The 20,881-nt window shown below is 39.5% G+C and carries 17 protein-coding genes and 1 rRNA gene; 7 read left to right on the top strand and 11 right to left on the bottom strand.

The features are described 5' to 3' along the window. Window positions 1–43: 43 nt before the first annotated feature. From LC454_RS18970 to LC454_RS18945, 5 genes are all read left to right on the top strand, one after another. On the top strand, window positions 44–1,060 hold the full coding sequence (locus tag LC454_RS18970) for a D-2-hydroxyacid dehydrogenase family protein (RefSeq protein WP_223583996.1): 1,017 nt from the start codon (window positions 44–46) through the stop codon (window positions 1,058–1,060). A 24-nt stretch (window positions 1,061–1,084) separates the two neighbouring features. After that, entirely contained in the window at window positions 1,085–2,131 is a 1,047-nt protein-coding gene (locus LC454_RS18965) for an 8-amino-7-oxononanoate synthase (protein WP_223583995.1), read from the top strand. 247 nt (window positions 2,132–2,378) lie between these two features. Further along, entirely contained in the window at window positions 2,379–2,663 is a 285-nt protein-coding gene (locus LC454_RS18960) for an HU family DNA-binding protein (protein ID WP_028071165.1), read from the top strand. 17 nt (window positions 2,664–2,680) lie between these two features. Continuing rightward, window positions 2,681–3,517 carry a tetratricopeptide repeat protein gene (locus tag LC454_RS18955; RefSeq protein WP_104384819.1) on the top strand — a complete coding sequence of 279 codons (837 nt, stop codon included), beginning with the start codon at window positions 2,681–2,683 and terminating at the stop codon, window positions 3,515–3,517. Between the two features lie 303 nt (window positions 3,518–3,820). After that, window positions 3,821–5,374, top strand: coding sequence for a ribonuclease E/G (locus LC454_RS18945; protein ID WP_077436961.1), 1,554 nt, complete (start codon window positions 3,821–3,823; stop codon window positions 5,372–5,374). Window positions 5,375–5,424: 50 nt separating this feature from the next. Here the strand turns inward: LC454_RS18945 and miaA are convergent, their stop codons facing one another. The 3 genes from miaA to LC454_RS18930 all read right to left on the bottom strand — a co-directional run bounded on the left by miaA (window position 5,425) and on the right by LC454_RS18930 (window position 8,339). Continuing rightward, a complete protein-coding gene (gene miaA, locus LC454_RS18940) occupies window positions 5,425–6,324 on the bottom strand; it encodes a tRNA (adenosine(37)-N6)-dimethylallyltransferase MiaA (protein WP_223583994.1) in 900 nt (299 codons plus the stop codon). Beyond that, complete coding sequence (locus tag LC454_RS18935) at window positions 6,321–7,493, bottom strand: Gfo/Idh/MocA family protein (protein WP_223583993.1); 1,173 nt, start codon at window positions 7,491–7,493, stop codon at window positions 6,321–6,323. The genes miaA and LC454_RS18935 overlap by 4 nt, the downstream gene beginning before the upstream one ends. Window positions 7,494–7,559: 66 nt before the next feature. After that, window positions 7,560–8,339, bottom strand: coding sequence for a hypothetical protein (locus tag LC454_RS18930; protein WP_223583992.1), 780 nt, complete (start codon window positions 8,337–8,339; stop codon window positions 7,560–7,562). 86 nt (window positions 8,340–8,425) lie between these two features. On the opposite strand from LC454_RS18930, the gene def reads away from it, so the two are divergent. After that, complete coding sequence (gene def, locus LC454_RS18925) at window positions 8,426–9,007, top strand: peptide deformylase (protein WP_223583991.1); 582 nt, start codon at window positions 8,426–8,428, stop codon at window positions 9,005–9,007. A gap of 57 nt (window positions 9,008–9,064) precedes the next feature. On the opposite strand, the gene LC454_RS18920 is transcribed toward def, so the two are convergent. The 8 genes from LC454_RS18920 to LC454_RS26450 all read right to left on the bottom strand — a co-directional run bounded on the left by LC454_RS18920 (window position 9,065) and on the right by LC454_RS26450 (window position 20,223). Further along, a complete protein-coding gene (locus tag LC454_RS18920; protein ID WP_223583990.1) occupies window positions 9,065–9,676 on the bottom strand; it encodes a trimeric intracellular cation channel family protein in 612 nt (203 codons plus the stop codon). Window positions 9,677–9,741: 65 nt separating this feature from the next. Then, the gene (locus LC454_RS18915) at window positions 9,742–12,102 is read right to left on the bottom strand and encodes a GAF domain-containing protein (protein WP_223583989.1); all 2,361 of its coding nucleotides are present in this window, start codon (window positions 12,100–12,102) and stop codon (window positions 9,742–9,744) included. 13 nt (window positions 12,103–12,115) lie between these two features. Further along, window positions 12,116–14,725 (bottom strand): BamA/TamA family outer membrane protein, encoded by a 2,610-nt coding sequence (locus tag LC454_RS18910; RefSeq protein ID WP_223583988.1) that lies wholly within the window; start codon window positions 14,723–14,725, stop codon window positions 12,116–12,118. 5 nt (window positions 14,726–14,730) lie between these two features. Beyond that, window positions 14,731–15,621 (bottom strand): SdiA-regulated domain-containing protein, encoded by an 891-nt coding sequence (locus LC454_RS18905; RefSeq protein WP_223583987.1) that lies wholly within the window; start codon window positions 15,619–15,621, stop codon window positions 14,731–14,733. Between the two features lie 4 nt (window positions 15,622–15,625). Next, window positions 15,626–17,638: a polyphosphate kinase 1 gene (ppk1, locus tag LC454_RS18900; RefSeq protein WP_223583986.1), complete on the bottom strand. Its 2,013-nt coding sequence runs from the start codon at window positions 17,636–17,638 to the stop codon at window positions 15,626–15,628. 45 nt (window positions 17,639–17,683) lie between these two features. Then, window positions 17,684–18,868, bottom strand: coding sequence for a Pycsar system effector family protein (locus LC454_RS18895; RefSeq protein ID WP_223583985.1), 1,185 nt, complete (start codon window positions 18,866–18,868; stop codon window positions 17,684–17,686). Between the two features lie 318 nt (window positions 18,869–19,186). Then, window positions 19,187–19,339, bottom strand: coding sequence for a hypothetical protein (locus LC454_RS18890; protein ID WP_223583984.1), 153 nt, complete (start codon window positions 19,337–19,339; stop codon window positions 19,187–19,189). A 758-nt stretch (window positions 19,340–20,097) separates the two neighbouring features. Beyond that, the gene (locus LC454_RS26450) at window positions 20,098–20,223 is read right to left on the bottom strand and encodes a hypothetical protein (RefSeq protein WP_262903108.1); all 126 of its coding nucleotides are present in this window, start codon (window positions 20,221–20,223) and stop codon (window positions 20,098–20,100) included. Window positions 20,224–20,803: 580 nt separating this feature from the next. Between LC454_RS26450 and LC454_RS18885 the strand changes: the two genes are divergently transcribed. Beyond that, a 16S ribosomal RNA gene (locus LC454_RS18885) occupies window positions 20,804–20,881 on the top strand; the annotation flags it as partial.

Raw genomic sequence — 20,881 nt, 5'->3', positions numbered from 1 at the left:
GAAATGTCGTATTCCGATTTTATGCTGTAAATTAATGCTTGGAATGAGAACCGATCGTGTTAACGAGTGGTGTAAATTAAGTCACAAAAAGATGCGAATTACCATTTTAGATGACTATCAAGATGCTGTCCGACAGCTGGATTGTTTCAAAATACTTGATGGTCACGATGTTCAGATATTGAAACAATCCTATACAGATCCAGATCAGCTGGCCGAAAAGCTTAAAAATACAGAGGCGTTGGTGCTGATTAGAGAGCGAACGAAAATCTCTGCTGATCTGCTCAGCAGACTTCCAAATCTCCAGCTCATCAGCCAAACGGGTAAGATTTCCAACCACCTTGATCTGGCGATCTGTAGTGCTTATCAAGTTGCCGTTGCAGAAAGTATGGGATCTTCGGTCGCACCTGCCGAACTGACCTGGCTATTAATTATGAATGGTTTGAGGAAGCTGCCACAAGCGATTGCAGCGATGAAAGCAGGGGAATGGCAGTCGAATATTGGTCAATCCGTAGCCGGGAAAACCATAGGGATATGGAGTTACGGAAAGATTGGGCGCCGGGTTGCCCAGTACGCAAAGGCATTTGGCGCGCAGGTGATTGTATGGGGAAGTGAGCACTCCAGAGAAGAGGCGGTGAAAGACGGATTCTTAGCCGCATCAAGTAAGTCGGATTTCTTTCATTTTGCTGATGTCATATCATTACACCTAAGATTGGTGCCAGAAACCAGAGCTATTGTAAAATTGGAAGATCTGCGTTCCATGAAACCATCAGCACTATTCGTAAATACTTCGCGTGCGGAATTGGTTGAACAGGGAGCACTTTTGGATGCTTTGACCAGTGGGACACCAGGCGCTGTAGCAGTGGACGTTTACGAGTCAGAACCTATTACAGAGTCTAATTATCCATTGTTGCAGATACCGAATGTTATTTGCACACCTCACTTGGGCTACGTCGAAGAAAATAGCTACGAACAGCTATTTAAGTTGGCTTTTGAGAATATTGTTGCTTTCGCACAAGGAACACCTCAGCATATTGCCAATCCAGAGGTACTGAAGGGTTAACGCATATCACTCCTAAATATTTAAATGAAGAATTTTACAAAACTTGATCAGCCTACTGCGCGATGCATATATTTGGATGGAAAGGAATACCTTTTTTTTGGAGGAACCTCCTATTTAGGGTTGGCGACCGATAATGAATATATCGAACTTTTCATTGAGGGGTTAAGGCGTTATGGTGTTAATAATGGCACTTCTCGAAATAACAATGTTCAGCAGGCTATATTTGACCAAGCTGAGGAGCATGCGGCGCAGCGATTTGGATTTGAGTCTGGATTATTGCTGTCAAGCGGTTACTTGGCGACTCAATTTGTTGTCAAAACGTTGTCGCAAGAGGGAGAATTGCTCTATGCACCTGCTAGCCATCCTTCCTTGTGGCTTGACACAAACCCAGGCGTAGTTGACGATTTTAGGGATTGGAGCTTCCATACTGTCGATTATATCAATAAATCCAAAGAAACATCTTTTGTTATTGTTAGCAATAGCCTAGATAATATGAAGCCTGAAAGATATGATTTTTCGGTTTTTGATGAAATTTCCGATGCTAAAAGGGTTACCCTGGTGCTGGATGATTCTCATGGAATCGGTGTGCTGCATGAAAATGGCATTTCACTGGTGGAGCGTGGTTTTTTGAGAAAAAATATGGAGCTAATTGTCGTGGCCTCCTTGGCAAAGGGCTTAGCGACAGACGCGGGCCTGATTTTGGCCAGCCAGAAACGGATTGAACAGTTGAAAAAGTCAAACTTTTATACTGGAGCCTCCCCGTGTTCTCCCGCGAGTCTTTATGCTTTTGTAAATGGGGAGCAGATCTATCGTAAGCAATTTGAAAAATTGCAGGCAAATATTCTTTATTTCGCATCGCTTTCAAAAGGATATTTAAATGCCATCGCTAATTTTCCGGTCTTCTCTTCCAATGATATTAGTCTCTATGAAAGGCTGATGGAAGCAAGTATATTGGTCTCTAGTTTTCCTTATCCCCTTCCTACAGACCCATTATTGAATAGAATTGTTGTCAATGCACATCATACGCGCGAAGATTTGGAATGTATTAGTCATGAAATTGGCATATCTTGATTTTTTTATGACATCCAATGAATCAACTTGTTGTAAATTAGGAAATTGTTGTTAATTTTGAAACTTATTTAGCGGTTTGCTCGATGTGAAATCTCGTTAATTGATTGTAAATGTTTGGCTTTTGGAAGCTTATTTATCAAAAAAGTGTTTAAATAATTTCCATTCCTCATTTTAAAACAATACTTTTGCATCCCCAAACATTAGTTGGCTTAAGGGTTGAAAAATAAATAATTACAGTAAAATAGATATGACTAAAGCAGAAATTATTGCAGAAATCTCTAACAAAACTGGCTTAGAGAAGGTAGATGTTCAAGAGACCGTAGAGGCGTTCTTCAAAGTTGTCAAAAACGCAATGATCGGAGGAGAAAATGTATATGTAAGAGGTTTTGGTAGCTTCGTAGTCAAAAAAAGAGCTGAGAAGACTGCAAGAAACATTTCGAAAAATACAGCGATCATTATTCCAGAGCACTTTGTTCCTAGCTTCAAGCCAGCTAAAATTTTCGTTGAGAAAGTAAAAAACGGCAATAAATAATCTTAAAATAGATTAAAATGGCAAAAACCAAACAAATAATAGTCATAGGAGCAGTAGTAGCCTTGGTTGCTGTGCTATTTGCACAGCCTATTAAAGGTTTGGTGGACAAAGAAAAACAAACTGCTGCAGCATCTGAATCGAAACCTTCCAATGAAGTAAACTTGGAAAATATCTCTTCGATGACAAAACAAGGTTTAGATGCTAGTTTAGTCAAAGAAATTTCCGATATTGAGGCCCAAGTTGCAAAAGCTTCTGGTGAAGATAAGATAAAGCTGTTGCAACAGTTGGCAAATAAGTGGGACGATGTCGCAAAACCAGCTCCTCAGGCATTTGTGTATGAGGAAATGGCAAAGGTTTCTCCTCAATTTGAATATTGGTTGAAAGCGGGTAATGCTTATCGTGCTGCTTACACTAATTTGCAAGATTCTACTTTAGCTCAAGCTCTTAATCAGAATGCAATTCATGCATATGAAGCGGCGCTAAAAGCTAATTCAAGTAGTCTTGATGCAAAAACAGGATTAGGTGCCGCAATGGTATCAGGAACAAACAATCCAATGGCAGGTATTGCTTTATTGCGTGAAGTTGTTGCTGCTGATCCGAAAAACTTAGAAGCGAATAAAACTTTGGGATTGTTTTCATTACAGTCCCGTCAGTTTGACAAAGCCATCGAGCGTTTTAAGACCGTTATCGATCAAAAACCCGATGCAGAGTCATACTTTTACTTAGCCACAGGCTATGAAAATATTGGGATGAAAAAAGAGGCCGTAACTGCTTTTCAAAAAAGTAAAGAGCTGGCAGCTGATCCGTCCCTATCACAATTCATCGACCGTAAGATCGGGGAATTGAGCAAGTAATTAATTTATTATTTTATAATCATTAAAAAATTTAGCTATGCCAAGCGGAAAAAAAAGAAAAAGACACAAGATGGCTACTCACAAACGTAAAAAACGTTTAAGAAAAAATAGACACAAGAAAAAATAGTCTTGTGTTAAGCTTTTAAACATCTTGGCCCATTTTGCTGAGATAGCTTTACGAAACGATCTACATGTCTTTATGGGTGTGTAGATTGTTTTTTTCGTAACAACGTTCTTTAAATGTTTAATCGGATACCAAAAATTGCGATAGGATATTGCATAGGTATCAAAAATGAGTAGCTTTTGGTAAAGGAATTAATTATCGATTCAACTCCTGATAAAGGGGTAACTATTGCTTTACTACAAGACAAGCAGCTTGTTGAACTTAACCGCGAACCCGCAAATAACAATTTCGCTGTCGGAGATATTTATCTCGGACGTATCAAGCGGATTATGCCAGGGCTGAATGCGGCTTTCGTAGATGTAGGCTACGAAAAGGATGCTTTTCTACATTATCTAGATTTGGGTCCACAAGTTCAATCTTTGCTAAAGCTTACGCGTATAGTAAAGAATGGCAGTTATCAAGAGAAACTGCTCAATAGTTTAAAACTTGAAAAGGATATCGATAAAGCTGGTAAGATCTCTGATGTCTTGAGCAAAAATATGCTCGTGCCAGTACAAATCGCCAAAGAACCCATCTCAACAAAAGGACCTCGTCTGAGTTCAGACCTTTCAATTGCAGGTCGTTTTGTCGTTTTGGTACCTTTCTCAAGTACTGTTTCCATTTCCAAGCGTATCAAAGGTAGTAATGAGCGCAACCGCCTCAAAAAGATTGTCGAAGGAATTAAACCAGCTAATTTTGGTGTAATTATCCGTACGGTCTCTGAAGGAAAAGGTGTTGAAGAACTACAACGTGACTTATTGGACCTGATCTCAAAATGGGAGCTATTTACCAAACGTCTTCGTAATGCTGAACCACCGCAAAAGGTTCTCGGCGAAATGGATCGTGCATCCACGATTCTACGGGATATCCTAACGGATGAGTTTTCGCATATTTATGTTAATGATCCTTCGATCTTCGAAGAAACAAAATCATATATACACGATATATCTCCAGATCTGGAGAAAATTGTAAAACTTTACAAACATAAAGAACCAATTTTCGACCATTTCGGAGTTGAAAAGCAAATCAAGGCAGCTTTTGGCAAAACTGTTACATTGCCGGGTGGTGCGTATCTCGTTATCGAACATACCGAAGCCCTACATGTAATTGATGTCAATAGCGGTAACCGTTCTGCCAATAAGGAGAATCAGGAAGATAATGCATTGCTGGTCAATATGGAAGCAGCAAAAGAAATCGCGCGGCAACTGCGTTTGCGTGATATGGGGGGAATTGTAGTCATCGATTTTATCGATATGCACAAGCCCAATCATCGAAAAGAGTTGTATACGTTCTTAAAAGAGTGTATGGTGTCGGACAGAGCGAGACATACGATTTTGCCACCAAGTAAATTTGGTCTAGTGCAGATCACCCGTCAACGTGTAAGACCTGAAATGAATATTGTCACAAACGAGAAATGTCCTGCTTGTGATGGTACAGGTGAAATCCGATCAAGTATTGTCCTAATGGATGATATTGAAAATAATTTGAGTTTTATTCTCCAAGAACAGAATGAGAAAAAGGTGACCTTATGTGTTCACCCATACATAGACGCTTACATTAAGTCTGGTTTGATTTCTAAAAGAATGAAATGGTTTATGAAGTACGGTAAATGGATTAAAGTAAATCCAATGACGTCATATTACCTAACTGAATTCCACTTCTTCAATGCGAAAGATGAGGAAATCAAGTTATAATAGAAAGAGATTAACGAAAAGGGTTAGTAGCAATACTAGCCCTTTTTTGTTTATATCCAATGAATTTTGATCCCATCTTTTTCCATTTTCCGGAAGTAAGTCATTTGACGTTTAGCATATCGATGTATTTCTGTTTCTAACTTTGTGAAGAAGGTTGCGTAATCCAACTGTCCAAGGAGATAAAAAGATGCATATTTATACTCTAACCCATAATATTGTAGTTGGTCATGGGAAATCCCATCGACTAATAATTGTTCGACTTCTTGTAGAAAACCGTTTTCTATTCGCTCATTCAGTCTCTTACTGATACTTGATCTTCTTTTTTCAAGAGCCGGATTTAGTCCAATGACAAGAGCTTCAGGCGCTTGCTGTTCGGGTTTGAAATCTGGATTTTGTCTGAGAAACTCCAGTATCTCGATGGCGCGGATGATACGTTTATTGGTAGAATGATCAATTTGAAAGTCTTGGGGACATCTATAAGAGCTTACTCGTTCCATTAATTCTGATTCAGTCTGTTCCGAAAACGCTTCTTTGAATCCTTCAATGCTTGGAATCAGTGCATAGGGGGCCCGTTGGATAACGCTTTGCAAGTATAACCCCGTCCCACCGCATAAGATTGTATGTTTACCTTTGTTTAAAATGGATTGATAGGCCTGATTGAAATCAGTGATAAAATTTCCAAGATTGTATTTCGCGCCCGGTTCTTGTATATCGATAAGATGATATGGAATATCTTGATATTCAGTGAGGTCTTTTCCTGTGCCGATATCCATGCGTCTATAAATTTGACGGGAATCCGCACTGATAATTTCGGCATCAATTTGTTGGGCAAGCTGTAATGCCAGTTTGGTTTTTCCAGAGGCTGTTGGGCCCAGAATAACGATTACTTTCTCTTTTGGAACAGTTGTCCGCTCCAAAAGAGAAAGTATATGTTCTAATCTGTCTATCACACGACAAATTTAGTCCATTTTTCTGTTCCTTCGTTATTTTTTACAACAGTATCAATAAAAGTCATACCTCTTACACCATCGTAAACAGTCGGAAAATCTTGTTGTTCAGCCGTTGGGGTTCTGCCCTCTCTTTTTGCAGTGACAGTCAAGGTAAAATTGCGGTAAATGTTCGCAAAGGACTCCAATAAACCCTCTGGGTGACCTGCAGGAATACGCGTATTATGTGTAGCAAAAGAACTCAATGTATATGGAGCTGCATAAGAATTTCCTGTACGGTACAATTGACGAGGCTGATCCAGCATTTTGATGATCAGGTTGTTCGGGTCTTCATTGGCCCATTCTAACCCTCCTTTTTCACCATAAATGCGGATACGGACTGCATTCTCCTCTCCCGCTGAGATCTGTGATGCCATTAATACACCTTTTGCACCATTTTCGAAACGTAACAATACCGAACCATCATCATCCAATAGACGGCCTTCAACAAATGTTGTCAAATCAGCACATAATTCTTCGATTTTTAATCCTGAAACATATTCTGCAAGATGAGCAGCATGGGTACCGATATCTCCCATTACCAAAGATTTGCCTGAGCGTTTTGGATCTGCACGCCAAGCAGCGCCCGCGTTGCCCTCACGTTCGGTTAAACGGCTTAACCATCCTTGTGGATATTCAACAACAATTTTTCTTATTTTACCAAAGTGGCCTTCTCTCACCATCGCTTTGGCTTGTTTTACCATCGGATACCCCGAATAGGTATGTGTCAAACATAGTGTACGGCCTGTGCGCTCTACAGTCTCCTGCAATTCTTTTGCCTCTTCAACAGATACTGTCATAGGTTTTTCAACGACAACATCAAAACCTTTTTCCAAGGCTAATTTAGCTGGGGCAAAATGTAGAAAGTTAGGAGTAACAATCGTTACAAAATCCATGCGTTCACCCTCAGGAAGCAAAGATTCTTTTTCTATCATCTCTTCGTAGGTTAGATAGACACGCTCGGGAGCTACAAATAAGTCTTCTCCAGATTGTTTTGAAATCTGTGGATCGATGCTAAATGCACCACAAACCAACTCAATCTTGCCATCCATAAAAGCGGCGATGCGGTGTACAGCTCCAATAAAGGCGTCATTTCCGCCTCCGACCATACCCATGCGAAGTTTTCTCTTCATAACGTTATTATTTTTGATTATTTATTTTTTTCAAACTATTACAGTGTACAATATACACAATTTAGCTTATTTTATATATAAAATCATCTTGATGCTTCCCATGTTTTCCTTTTGAAAACCAATTGGGATCCGCTCCATTAATGCTTGTAGTTCTTCGTCGGAGCGATAGGTATATCGATGTATTCCCGCTACCCAGAAGTTAATAGATGCCGTAATTTCTTTTGTTGTAAAGCCGATCTTTTCCAATGAGGAATGTTGACTCCAATCCCGGTCGGTATATGTCATGATATCTCCAGGGTGGAAATCTTTGGAGAAGGCTTTGATTAATTTGCTTAGCCCGCCGATCACATTATAACCAGATTTATTGCAAAAACGCAATAATTCGAAGGAACGATACTCTTCGCTTTTATCATTCATACGGCGCCCACCAGAAAATACAGCAATAGAAACGAGTTCACCTTGATCATATAGTCCATACCGATATTTTCCGGGGAGAGCTGACTGCAGATGATGTTCCACGAGGAACTGTTGAGTTACTTTTTTATCAATGCGGGCAACGACAGTTTTCCGTGCATAGATACGTCTATTATTCTTTGATTTAGCAACGATACGCTGGACGATGAGGTCGAATTTTTGCGCTAGTTGGTCTTCATCTATATGAATGCCATATTCAGGGGTATGATAGCGTAAAACTCGCTCATTAGGGTAAATAAATATATTTTTTGTTATTTCAGTAGCGAGAATTTGTATAAATCCATCAAGTTCGATCAGGGTTAGTTGTACGTCGAGCTGTCGTTCGAGGTCAATTTTAAGCCGAATAGCCAAGTCTTTAAAGGATGGAGTCATAAGACAAAAGTAGCTTTTATAGAAGTTTTGACGAAATATTCGCTTTTAATAATTATCCGTACCTTTGTGCAAAATATAATAGTACTATGAAACTTCCGATAGTGGCGTATGGCGACCCTGTATTGAGAAAGGTCGCTGAAGAAATAGATGAAGACTATCCCGATTTAAAAAAATTGATTGATGATATGTATGATACCATGTATGCCGCACATGGTGTTGGGATTGCAGCACCACAGATAGGTCTGCCAATACGAATGTTTGTTATTGATGCGACACCATTTGCAGAGGATGACGAAGAGAATAAAGAAATGCTTAAGACTTTCAAAAGAGTTTTCATCAATCCGATTATGGTCGAAGAATCCGGTGAAAAATGGGCTTTTGGTGAGGGGTGCCTAAGTATTCCAGATATTAACGAAGACGTGCTTCGTCACAAAAATATTCGCATTAATTATTTGGATGAGAATTTTGAAGAACATGAAGTGGATCTAACTGGACTGGCTGCACGTGTCGTTCAACACGAATACGATCATCTTGAAGGTAAATTGTTTACGGACAAACTAAGTACACTTAAGAAAACAATGTTGAAGAGCAAATTGGATGCAATTGCCAAGGGCAATATCCGAGTGAGTTATAAAATGAAATTTCCACAACAAAAGAAAAAGCGTTAGTCCATACTAACGCTTTTTCTTTTGTTTTTAACAGCAATAATCTCCAAATCCCACCTATCAATCCAATCGGGGAAGATATAATCTGTATTTGACCGCAGTCATTCGAACAAGGAAAACAACACCGGCAGCAATAAAAGCGGCCCAGGATAAATCAAGATTGAGATGAACGAGTAGAATATAGATCAGTCCACCGGCCAGACAGGCTGTTGCATAAACTTCCTTTTTAAAGATCAGTGGTGTCTCATTGAGCAGAATATCACGTGTCATGCCTCCACAAACGGCTGTAAACATTCCAAAAATAATTGCCGCATAGACATTACTTTCATAGTTTAATGACTTTTGTACCCCTAAAATGGTAAAGAAGCTAATTCCTATGGCATCAAAAAGTGTTAGGGTACGATAGTAACCATAGAGCTGCCGATTGAATATGATAGCGATCAAGATGCCCAAGAATATGGCTATAAGGTAATTGCTGTCGTTGACCCAAACGGGACGCAGATTTAAAAATACATCACGCATGGATCCGCCGCCAATAGCTGTTACAAAGCCCAAAAAAGCTGCTCCAAAGATGTCGATATCCTTACGTTTTGCGGATAAAGTCCCCGATATTGCAAAAAATAAGGTGCCAAGCAAATCGCTTAAATAAAAATAGTTGGCATCAGTTATCATCGTAATCCTGTTTTTAAAATATTTTTCCTATTTATTTACTCTACCGCAGAGAGATTTCGACAAATTTAGGAGAAATCTCTGTAGTTTAGGTTTACTGTAAGACGAATAGCTTTCAAACCTACTATTCCCTGCACATCTTCCAGTTTGAGGTGTTCTACAGTGCTTTCAATTATTCCCATATCATAAATAGCTTGTATGCTTAGATTCAGGTCTTCTAAAATCTCATCCGATAAATAGACAATTGCTATTTTGTTGGTCTGAGTAAGCCTCTCCTTTGTACGTTTTATCCGGATCTTATCTATTCTTTTTTTGATGATTTCGTAACGGATATTTAATGACCCCTCTACATCAAATCGACGTTCGTCTTCCCGAAAACTAATGTCAATGCTGTGCGGATTGATGAAGATAAGTTGTGTGGTCTCTAGTGCAAGTGGTAGATCGCGCTTCGCATGATGTGCTTTTAGAGCGATTCTAGCCATGGATATAATTTGTTGCCGCCTAAAAACATTGATAAACTCGTAGCTAAAAGTTTGCTGTGGCGTAATGGATTCCCCAACATAAATATCATACTCAATACCATCCGTCCTGAATTTTTGGAAGTAAGATGGATAATTGCCCTGAATGAAGCTGTTGAAATGATTAAGTTCTTTACTGATGATATGGTTTACTTGACGCAAAGAGGTTTCAAATTCATTCCTATAAAACTCGCCTGTATCACGATTGGTAAAAAAGTGCCTGGCGTAATGCTCAATAATGGCATGTTTTGTTGGGAATTGTCTTCTCGCCGCATCGAGAAATGGTTGCACATCCTTTCGGAAGAATTCAATGATCTTTACCATAGACTCATCAAAGGAAATATGGTCGAGCGATTCGGCAATCTGATCTACACGCTTAGAAAAGGCAATAATTACTTGATGTGTACCATCCAAAGACAATTCGTCAATGAGGAGAGCCAGTTGTTTTACTTTGAAACTAAAATCCTTTAAAATAGACGCATTACGGATGATCGTAGAATCTTTGACATCAATGGCGCCATAGAGTGGATATACCTCCTCAAAAATAACTGGTTTGATTTGTGCATTCTGTTCATCATTTTCGAGTTCCTGAATATATTGAGCTGCAATATGGTTAAACTTCCACTGTACAGCTGGTTGTATTGTTGTAAATCGGTTAATGATAATCTCGTCAATACGTTTTTTAAATTCTGTCGTGATATCATGTGATAACTGGGATAGCAGCGGTACAAGCTCACGAAGAGAGTGTATTGTCTCATTATCCAATTGGTCCAGTTGATGACTGTAGATTTCCAGAATACCAGACAAAGCATGATTATGTATCAACGGAATGCATAGATAGGTCTTGACTCCGGAAGTCTTAATGCGTTCTTCGAAAACGGATGTTGTATTTTTAATGCCATCCATCGTATTGTGGAAGATCAGATGCGGATGTTTTAGATAATTGGCGACTTCTGGATTGATGTTAGTATAATTGGTGCTTGCGTAGGTTTCCGAAATTAAAATACTTTTGTTGGTAATAGAATAATCAAAAAATGGTAGTCCATTTAGCTGAAACAATGGAAACAGGCTGAAAACTGTATCCGATCCCTTCAAGATCGGAGCAATAATTTTCTCGAGATCGGATAGGAAGAGATGGTAGTTATATGTTGCGAGATCTAATAAAATGGATTGTATCCGCTTGAGGGTATGCTCTAAACTGCTTTTCTTGACGGTGAGGATAGTAAAGCCCGATAGTTCAAAATCTTCGATCTTAATTGTATTGACAACAATATTCCAATCGAATAAAGAGGTATCATTGGCATTTTTCGTCAGATGCCCTACATCAAATTGTGGGAGTTCCTTTTTTGGTTTAATATCAACAAATTTGAAATCTATATTTAAATCGTAATAATCAATGATTTCGCCCTGCTCATTTAAATGATAGTAGACGATTGTATTATTTTCTTTGGCAGGAAGTCCATATAACCGTTCGAAAATAAGGGCATATATCAGTTTTTCCTGATTGTTCAGGATACCTCCATCTTGCATCTCGTCCTGAAGATCTTGTTCCTCTAGCTCATTTTTCCAGAGTTCGAAAAATGCTTCTGTGCCATAAAATGTTTCTTCAGCAAGTGGCGTTGCAAGCGCCCAATATCTTTTGGGGTCAGTATCAATTAGCGATACTGAAAGACTGTAAATGAGCTGTAAAATATCTTTATATGCGCTTAAGTTTTGGTTACATAGCCTACCGTTGACCTGTTCAATCTTTCTGATGCGTTCCAGAGCAAATAATGGAATCATACCATCTGGAGATACATCGCCTTTGGTAAATGACTCTAGATAACGAAAAAAAGGTTCGAAATGGAGCTTCTTCTCGATATTATATAGCCTGCTTTCGCTTTTGGCTAGTCGTATATTCTTTATTTCCATTTATTGAACACTTTTAGAAACGGAAGCCGGTACTAAAATAGGGATACCAACCTTCATTAGATTTGGCCATCACAAAGTGAAGAGGTAATGCATTGGCGATGATATAATAAAGTCCTCCGCCGAATCCTTGGTGGACTGTCTTACTGTTGTGATCTTTTGCCCACACTTTTCCGATATCATACATCCCCATGATCCCTAGTTCTCCGGGTAGAACGTAGCTTTTTATCTCATGAATCTTGACGCGGGCTTCGAGGTTGTTGTATACCATTTGCTCGCCAGCAAATCTATATTGACGAAAACCACGAAGATTCTCATGACCTCCTAGAAATAGATATTGATAGAATGTAGGATTGCCAACCACCGTTCCCCCGCCTACTCTATTTGCGAATACGATGCCTTCATTTAGGGCACTAAAATAGCCTGTCATTTCTGCGCTTAGCTGGCCTGAATTTCTGGAATATTTATTTAAGCCCAAAAAAGAATGTAGGGCTGCCTTGATAAATAATCCTTTACTTGGATTGATCTTGCGGTTACGTGTATCTTGCGTCAGAAAAGCATTTAGTCCAACGAAAGCTTTGTCATTGGTAATGGAAACACTATCATAAGAATGGAGCGCTTGCGGATTTAAGATAAAACGATTCTGATTTTCAATTGGATCCAGGTGATAGAACTGGATATGGGGACCAATAGCATAATTCAGCGTAGACGAAGGGTGCCACCGCAGTAGTGGGTTGACATTGAAAATATTGAACCTGCTACGGTAGTATTTCGCGCCATACTGATCTTTTAAAAATAGGGAATTGTTACCAACACCAAAAAAGTTCTGCGTATTGTCGGGGGCTTTTGCTAATGCATCGAGGACAAAGTCGGCATTACCTATTACATCTTCCCATTCGCCACGATAATGAATTTTATAGGCCCCTGTTCGGAATGCCGCTGCCACAGTAATCTGTTGTTTATAGGTAAAAGGAGTTTTTCTAAAACCCCGTTGATGCGTATATGCGGCACCAAGCCCGAGAGAAAAACCATCATCAGCATTATAACCCGCTGTTACCAAGGGGAGCCAGGAATTGTATAGATTGACGGGAACGAACTGCGTATTTAAGCTGTCCTTACCTTGATGTAGTCTGATTCGACCTTTTTCTCCCAAAAAAGTGGAGTTGCCCGTATTCTCATAGAGCTTTATTTTTGAGTGACTGTTGTTGATTACATAGGTCTTTGGCAAACTATCGCCAATAATGCGCAGTTTTATGGGCGAATTTACATTATTTATGGACACCGAGTCCTGACCCTCAGAAAGGTATAATCGGATTTCTTTTGTTAAGTTCTTTTCATAAGTCTTGTCCATTAGGGTTTTAGTCACCTTTCCATCTTTGTTGATTTTGGACACAATGATTTTTAAGCCCTCATCTTGGGTACTTGCAATCTCCACCTTTTCGTTCTTATCACTGAAATGGATATCGACAATATTATTGATAAAACGATAATATTCTTCCATTGCAGCCGGCAAAGCATCGCGTCTGCTTTGAAGTGTGCGGAAAATCTGTTCTCCCCGAATAGCGATGGATGATTGTGGTAAGCTTTTGACAGATTGCCAGAGTACCGAATCTGTCAAACTGGAGACAAACTGATTTACTTCTTTTGTCCACTCCTTGTGGGAGAGTTGATTGCTTGGATGTGCATTTAAAAATCTGGATTTGAAAAGGGAGTATCTGATATTTGGAATGCCTGTTGTAAAACCCTGCATAACGGGGTTGACAAACCGTTGATAAATATCTTTCATCAAAAATCCCTGTGTAACACGCAAGGCCTGATCTCGATCCCGAGGAATTGGAATATAATCCTTGTCTTTATCATCAGTATCTTGATTTTCATTATACCAACGCCATTGATCTTCATGACGATCCCAGTCGCTTACAATTACATCTAGCATACGCGCCCTCAGGTATGCCTTGGGTTTGAAATCATCATCGTTGTCCTCTTGAAGCTTGCGCACGGCTTTTGGACTATTATCGGAGTCGCCCATTGGCTCTCGTTCTTCCAATAGGGCAATAGTGTTTTCGAATAAAGGAGCGTACTCGCCAAGGATTGTATCCGGCGCAACGACACCTATAACGGGATGTGCATGTGAAACCTTCACCGCATTAGCCAGCGCAGGAATCATCAATGCGGAATAAGGATGTTGTGCGCTCGTCGCATCGTCCAGCACGTCCTGTACAAAGGTGCCATGCAATTCCTCTGGAATCAAAGACTCTGTTCGTTTATTTACTGATCGCAGCGCCCATTCTCTACCTGTTGGGTCTGTTAACCTGAGTGAAATGGATTGCATGCCTCCTCCCTGTTTAACAGGGGTCAGGCCACCGTATAATCTAGAGAGCTGTAATATGGGTAAGGCGGTCTCGGCAGCCCATTCTCTACGATAATTTTCTCCAAGAAATGACTTCTTAAATCCACTCGCCTTCCCATACTTTGCATTTGCTACAACAATAGTACTGTCTTTAATCACGGCTTGAGTCAGCGATTTATCTTTGTGCGTGTCAATTGTTGAATTCGACTTATTCTTCTGCTGAGAATAAGCTTGTGTAGCGAGAAAAAGTAAAAAGAATGGTAAGACCCGTTGCATGCTTATTATTTTTCAAATTTATAAATGATTCCTTTGTCTTGATCGCCAGCTTCACTACTGATGTAAAGATTTGATTTTGAATCAAAGTTGATGCCTTCTGGTTGTGGAAATAGCTTTGGATCCAGCGTTGTTATAGATTTGACATGGAAATTTTCATCCGTTACGACAAGTGCCTTGTCAATGGAGGACAAAATATACCACTCATTGCTATCGTTTTTCTTTGCAAGGGCTGAAGGTTTGAATGTCTTTTTGATTTTGGGATCAAATTTTTTCAACTCATCAATCTGAATCGCAAATTCACCTTGTGGATTAAACTTGCCATCGGCGCCAATGGAGAAAATATATCCTGTAGTTTGCGCCTGTTTTTTGTCTGTACGACATTCTTTACAGAGCACATAGGCAAGGTTACTTGTTTTGTCTACAAAAAGCCCCTCATATTCACCTTTGGGTAAAATATCTTTTTGTTCGGTGACTGTCTGTATGTTATCTTTATCCGTGATGGGAAAGGAATAGATAGCCCCATTGCTCTTTAAAATAAAGAAATGTGTTTTACTAATGCCAATGTCTTCGTAATCACCATCCTTTCCAAATGGGTTGAATGTGAGCTTTTGAGTTGACAAATTGTATCTGAAAAGTAGCCCCTGTTCATCCTGAATGGCATAGATATCTTGGTCTTGTCCCTCAAGAAATGCAATACCTGATATTTCGAGCAGTTCATCGGGCAAATTTATTTTTTCGCCGGATGATAATCTATACGGAATTGTCTGTTGTTTATCTGTTGTAACGTCAGTTACACTAGTCGTACGTTCTTTATTCGCATTACTGGGGTTACAAGCTAGCAATACCATGGAAATCATTCCTAGAGCAAGAGCTGTTAATCGTGTAGCGTCTTTCATGAATTCAGTTATTTAAGTAGTCAACAATTTGCTGTTGTGATTTATTGCCAGTCGGATGTTCTATAGGTATGTTTTGCCCCATCTCATCAAGGACAGTTGCTTCAACGTCGTCAGCGAATTGAATTTCAAATAGCTGCTGAATCTTGTTGGACAATACTGGCTCCGTAATGGGGAAACAGGTCTCTATCCGATGGTAGATATTACGATTCATCCAGTCTGAGGAACCTAAATACACCTTTGTATGTTCTCCATATTGGAATATAAAGATTCTTCCGTGCTCTAAATATCGCCCTACGATCCGTTTTACTTCAATGTTTTCACTTAGTCCTTTTACCTGGGGTTTAAGCCTACAGATTCCTCTGACCAATAATTGCACTTTCACACCAGCCTGACCGGCTTCGTATAATTTATTGATTAACGATTCTTCTTCTAAATTGTTTAGCTTAATTTTTATTGAGGCGGCGATGCCCATCTTTACCTGAGTAATGGTTTCATCAATCAAAGTGACAAAAGTTTGCTTTAGATTGAATTGAGCAATCAAAAGCTCTTCAAATGGGATATCTGTCGGCTTATCCGGTTTCTTTCTCTTGGGTAAAAATTCAAATAACAGCCTTAGCTCTTCAGTCAATCGGTGATTGGATGTCATTAAGAAGTAATCGGTATATACTTTGGCGGTTTTCTCATTTAAGTTACCTGTTCCGAATAATGCGCTCTCTTTTCCATCTTTTCGTTTGACAAGCGCAATTTTAGCATGTACTTTAAGGTTTGGGATACTATAGCTGATCGTTACCCCCTGCTCTTTCATAATCTTTGACCAATGTATATTATTGGCTTCATCAAAGCGAGCCTTTAACTCAACAAACACATTCACTTTTTTGCCATTCTTCGCTGCGGTAGCCAGGGCTTGGGCAATATGCGAATCGCTGGCAATTCGATAGAGCGTGGTATGGATCTCCTCTACATCAGGGTTTATTGCTGCCTCATTAAAAAAACGAAGAATAGGATCAAATGATTCATAAGGAGTACATATTAACATATCATGCTGATCGAGCTGGTCAAAAATAGAATGTTCAAAGTCCTGATGTGAGGCTAGCTGTTGCTGTGGTGGAAAAGACAATTCTTCCTTTTTTATTGGGAAAGAGAAAAAATCCTTCAAATTATGATAATATCCACCGGCGACAATGCTACTTTTTCTTAAGTCAAAAAGAACTGCGAGTCTTTCGGTAAGTTGATTTGGAAAACCCGGTTGATGTAAGAAACGAGTGGCATAGCCAAGATCTCTCTTCTTGACCTCTGCCTCTATTTTCTGCGCTATATCACCATCAAATTCATCTTGTAAATTGAGTTCAGCATCCCGAGTGATTTTGAAGGAATAAAAATTTAGACTTTTACTTTGTAGTAAACCCGGTAAAAATAGCTTAATGATATCGTCAATGAAGACAACGTATGTCTTGGAATTGACCTGACAAGTGAAGAATCTATTAATGCGATCGGCAGGTATGTTTACAATGAATAAGTCTGTTGTAGTATTGTCTGTCATTGCAAAGTATAGATGGTTGTTGATCGGAAAAAAAGAAAATTCTTCGTCAACGGGGATTATTTGCAGGTAAGAAGCTATAGTATTAAAAAAGTACTTGGCGACAAGAGGTCTTACAGGTAATGGAATCTCCTGGTTATAGATCAGAATAATATTTTCATCAGTTAACTGATGAATGATATCGGTTAAAAGAAGTCCAAATTTTTCCTGCTGTTTATCGATATTTTTAGAGGCCTTTTTATACGTTCCAATGTCAAGATTCGTGACAACTTGGTCAATAGCCTTCTTTTTAATTTTTTTCCATGCCATCAATACAGGCATCCGTACGCGGTAGAACTCATCGAGGTTAGATGAGAAAATAGCAAGGAATTGTAATTTTTCCAATAACGGGACTTCCTTACGTCCAGCCTCGTTAAGTACTCTATCATTGAAGGAAAGCCAACTGATATCCCTATTGATGTACAGGTCTTCTTTTTTCATCCGAAACATAATTAAAAAATGATGAATTTATGCTGAGTATCTGTCTTACAATAGCGTTGCAATAACAAACGAAATAACAGAGATAACCAGGCCAAACATGAAGATGCCATAAGCATAACGCAGTAATTTGTATTTTCTACCCAATACAACTCCTTGGGAATAAACGTCTTTTGTTAGCATGCCGTATAGAAATTCGGAGTCGATCATTACTTTTTGCATTCCTTCATTATAGTCATCCAGTTTCATTTTATAGAAATTACCGAAAAATAATAGGTTGACGGTCTTATTTTCAATTTCCTGTTTTGAGAATTTTCCAGAAGGTATTTTGGGTATAGTTGAAAGTATAGCCATGACCATAGTGGCCACAACAATTACCGTGAGAATAATTGTTGGCAAGATCAAATGTTCGTTACTATCCAATTTCCTAAATAATACCGCAATAACGACAGATAGAATAATGGAGTTAACGGTCAATAAAATATTAGCTTTATTGTCAGCCATATCACTCAAACGTTGGTTGTTGGACGATGTTATCCGGAACATTGTTTCTATACCACGTTCAGGTTTGGCACTTTTATCTTTCTCTTTTTTTGTTTCTTTCTTGTCTTCTTTTTTCTTGTCCTTGGATTTTTCCTGTTTTCGCTCCAGTTCTTTTAAGTTCTCTTCTTTCTTTGCGTTGAGCTTTTGTTGGGCATAATCTGTATGGTAATGATGACTTGACAAAAGTTTTATAGTGCCAGCACGCCAAACATCCTTATCAATTTCTTTACCTAATACAGCCTCTGCTTCGGTCTTCATCAGTTTATTTCTGTTTTCAAAGTCCTCTCCTCCAAAATGAAACAAGTCAGCGTCACAAAGAATTTGTTCCAATAGATTGTTTGGATCTTGGGGCATTCTGGTGGCGAGGATACAACCTTTGATTTTTTCTTTTACCTCCTCCGGTACCCCTTTATCCCTTAGAAAGTCTAAAGCGATCTCTACACTTCTTTTTTCATGGCCAATAGCATTGTCAGATTTTACATAACCTAAATCATGAAAATAGGCTGCACTGATCACTATAAAATGATCTTCGTCATTTAACTTATAAAACGAGGAAATCTCATCTGCAGCTTGTACTACTGAATGTGTATGTATACTGTTGTGAAAACAATGACACGAGGAGATATTCTGTATAATATAAGCGTTAGAGAATTCTTCTACCTGTTTTAAGAGTTCGTTATAATCTATCATGACTAATATGATGTTTATTTAGAATAAAAGTATTCAATATCTTTAACATCTTATATACAAGTGATCCCTTTTCGTAATTTTTTAATCTAGATCAAACTTAATATTCCTGATAGAAAATAAAATCATTGTTTTTTACCCTTCGAATCATTGGTAGCCTAGTGTGGGGTGTGCTGTTCAGATTTCCTCGGGTTGCCCATGAGATCCATTCCGAGTCTTGGAAATGTGCTTGACAGCTGTTTTTCGTTTATCGCCAGTATCTCGTTGTCGCTTTGTTGCACTCCTTCCGATTTAGGGGGATAGTCTTTATACTATACGTTTTCAGTTTCCATGTGCATCTACCCCTGTTTTTTCCGAAGGTGGAGCTGTTCCCTTAACGACCTCCGTACCTTCTACGTTAAGTTTATCCGAAATCTTCGCATCCCATCTCTTTTTTTTCTGGGCATTTTGCTGTTTTCCTTCAGAGCACCTCATGTCTGAGACCCTTTGTTAAGCGCTATTTAGACTTTTGCTCCCTGATTGTTCCCGGACAGCTCGTTCTATAACTCTCTGCCCCCGAAGTCATCCCATCTGCAGAACAGGAGCAGGGAGGCTGCCTAGGAAGTGATCATTAAAGTTTCAACCTTTCGATACCGCAACCTAAGCGCTGCAGGTCCGAGTATAACCGGAATTTTTTGACCCGTGTTCGGATATCGACCGTCCCCGCTTTGCCCCATGTTCGGAATTTTCCTATAGATTCTCTACGGTTTCCCTATCCAAACGATGGTTAAATGGTATAGAAAAGCCGGAGGAGGTCGCAGGAAGGTGCGAACACCACCCTGAAGGGGGATGCTTTTGCCTTTAGGGATACCAATCCTGGTATTTTTTAATGATAAGCCCAGTATTAAAGTAGCAATAGTCTACGATTAGGTTAGGGTATAGTTAGGTATTAATTAGCTAAAACCTAAACAATACCTAACTAATACCTAAACTAAACCTAAGCTAAACCTAACTAAACAGTAGATTTGTCCTTACTTTGTTACCCCTTCTTTTTGGGTTGTCTTTCTGGATGGTCTGCGCTTTTTTTCGGTTGCGGTTTTTATACCTGTCCGTGATCCGGTCTGCCTGCTGCGGCTCATGGCTTTTTTTTCTGGTCGTCTATCTTTGCGGGAAGTTCGCTGCTGTGGGTATACCGGCTTTCTGTCCCTGTTGCGGCGTGGTGGTAGGGCGCCTTGGGGATGCAGCTGTTATGTTTAGCGTCCCTCTTTTCGTTCCGGGACACTTTTTCCCATGAGTCCACCGTTTCTATCCGCTTTTCGGCCCAGGGTATCCACTACCGTGCGGCATTCCCCGGTTCCTCCATCCACGTTCCCGCCCACGTTCCCGCGGCCTTTCTGTGGTCTTTCCCCTGCATTTTCCCGTATAACCGTCTATTTTTGCATCCCGGCGCCCCCCGGGATGCTGTTTTACAAAAAGAATCCGCCAAGTTCACAGCGAGTTACGGATATATTGAAATAAATAAGAACAAAAGGCTTGGAAGTTTGTTAGTAATCTCCCTATCTTTGCACCACTCCGCAAGGGAGGGGCGGTTACTTCGGAAGGGGCGACCATTGAAAAAAGCAGGGTTTAACGGAAGTTAGGCGCGGAAATCGGGAAAGAGAAAAAGAAAAAAAACTTCAAAAGTTTTTTGGAATTTCAAAAAAGATTTCTACCTTTGCAGTCCCAACGGAAACGGAGGGAAACAAAAAAAAGATAAAGAGGGCGCAATGCCATCGGAATATAGCGGATACGGAAGTTGAAGCGCAGAAGTTCTTTAAGAAAACACAATCATGTAAGCGTGACGAGTAGACAAAATGAAAGTCATGAACAAATTCAAGAATTAGTTCAATTCGATCCAAGATCAGAGATATAAAAAAGAATTCTGATTATGTAAATAGTTGGAATCAAAAACTTCATTTTACAATGGAGAGTTTGATCCTGGCTCAGGATGAACGCTAGCGGCAGGCCTAATACATGCAAGTCGGACGGGATCCATCG

It is taken from the genome of Sphingobacterium sp. GVS05A (assembly GCF_019969845.1).
Lineage (GTDB): Bacteria > Bacteroidota > Bacteroidia > Sphingobacteriales > Sphingobacteriaceae > Sphingobacterium.
Note: the sequence above shows the minus strand (reverse complement) of the source record. Positions and strands in the feature narration are given on the sequence as shown.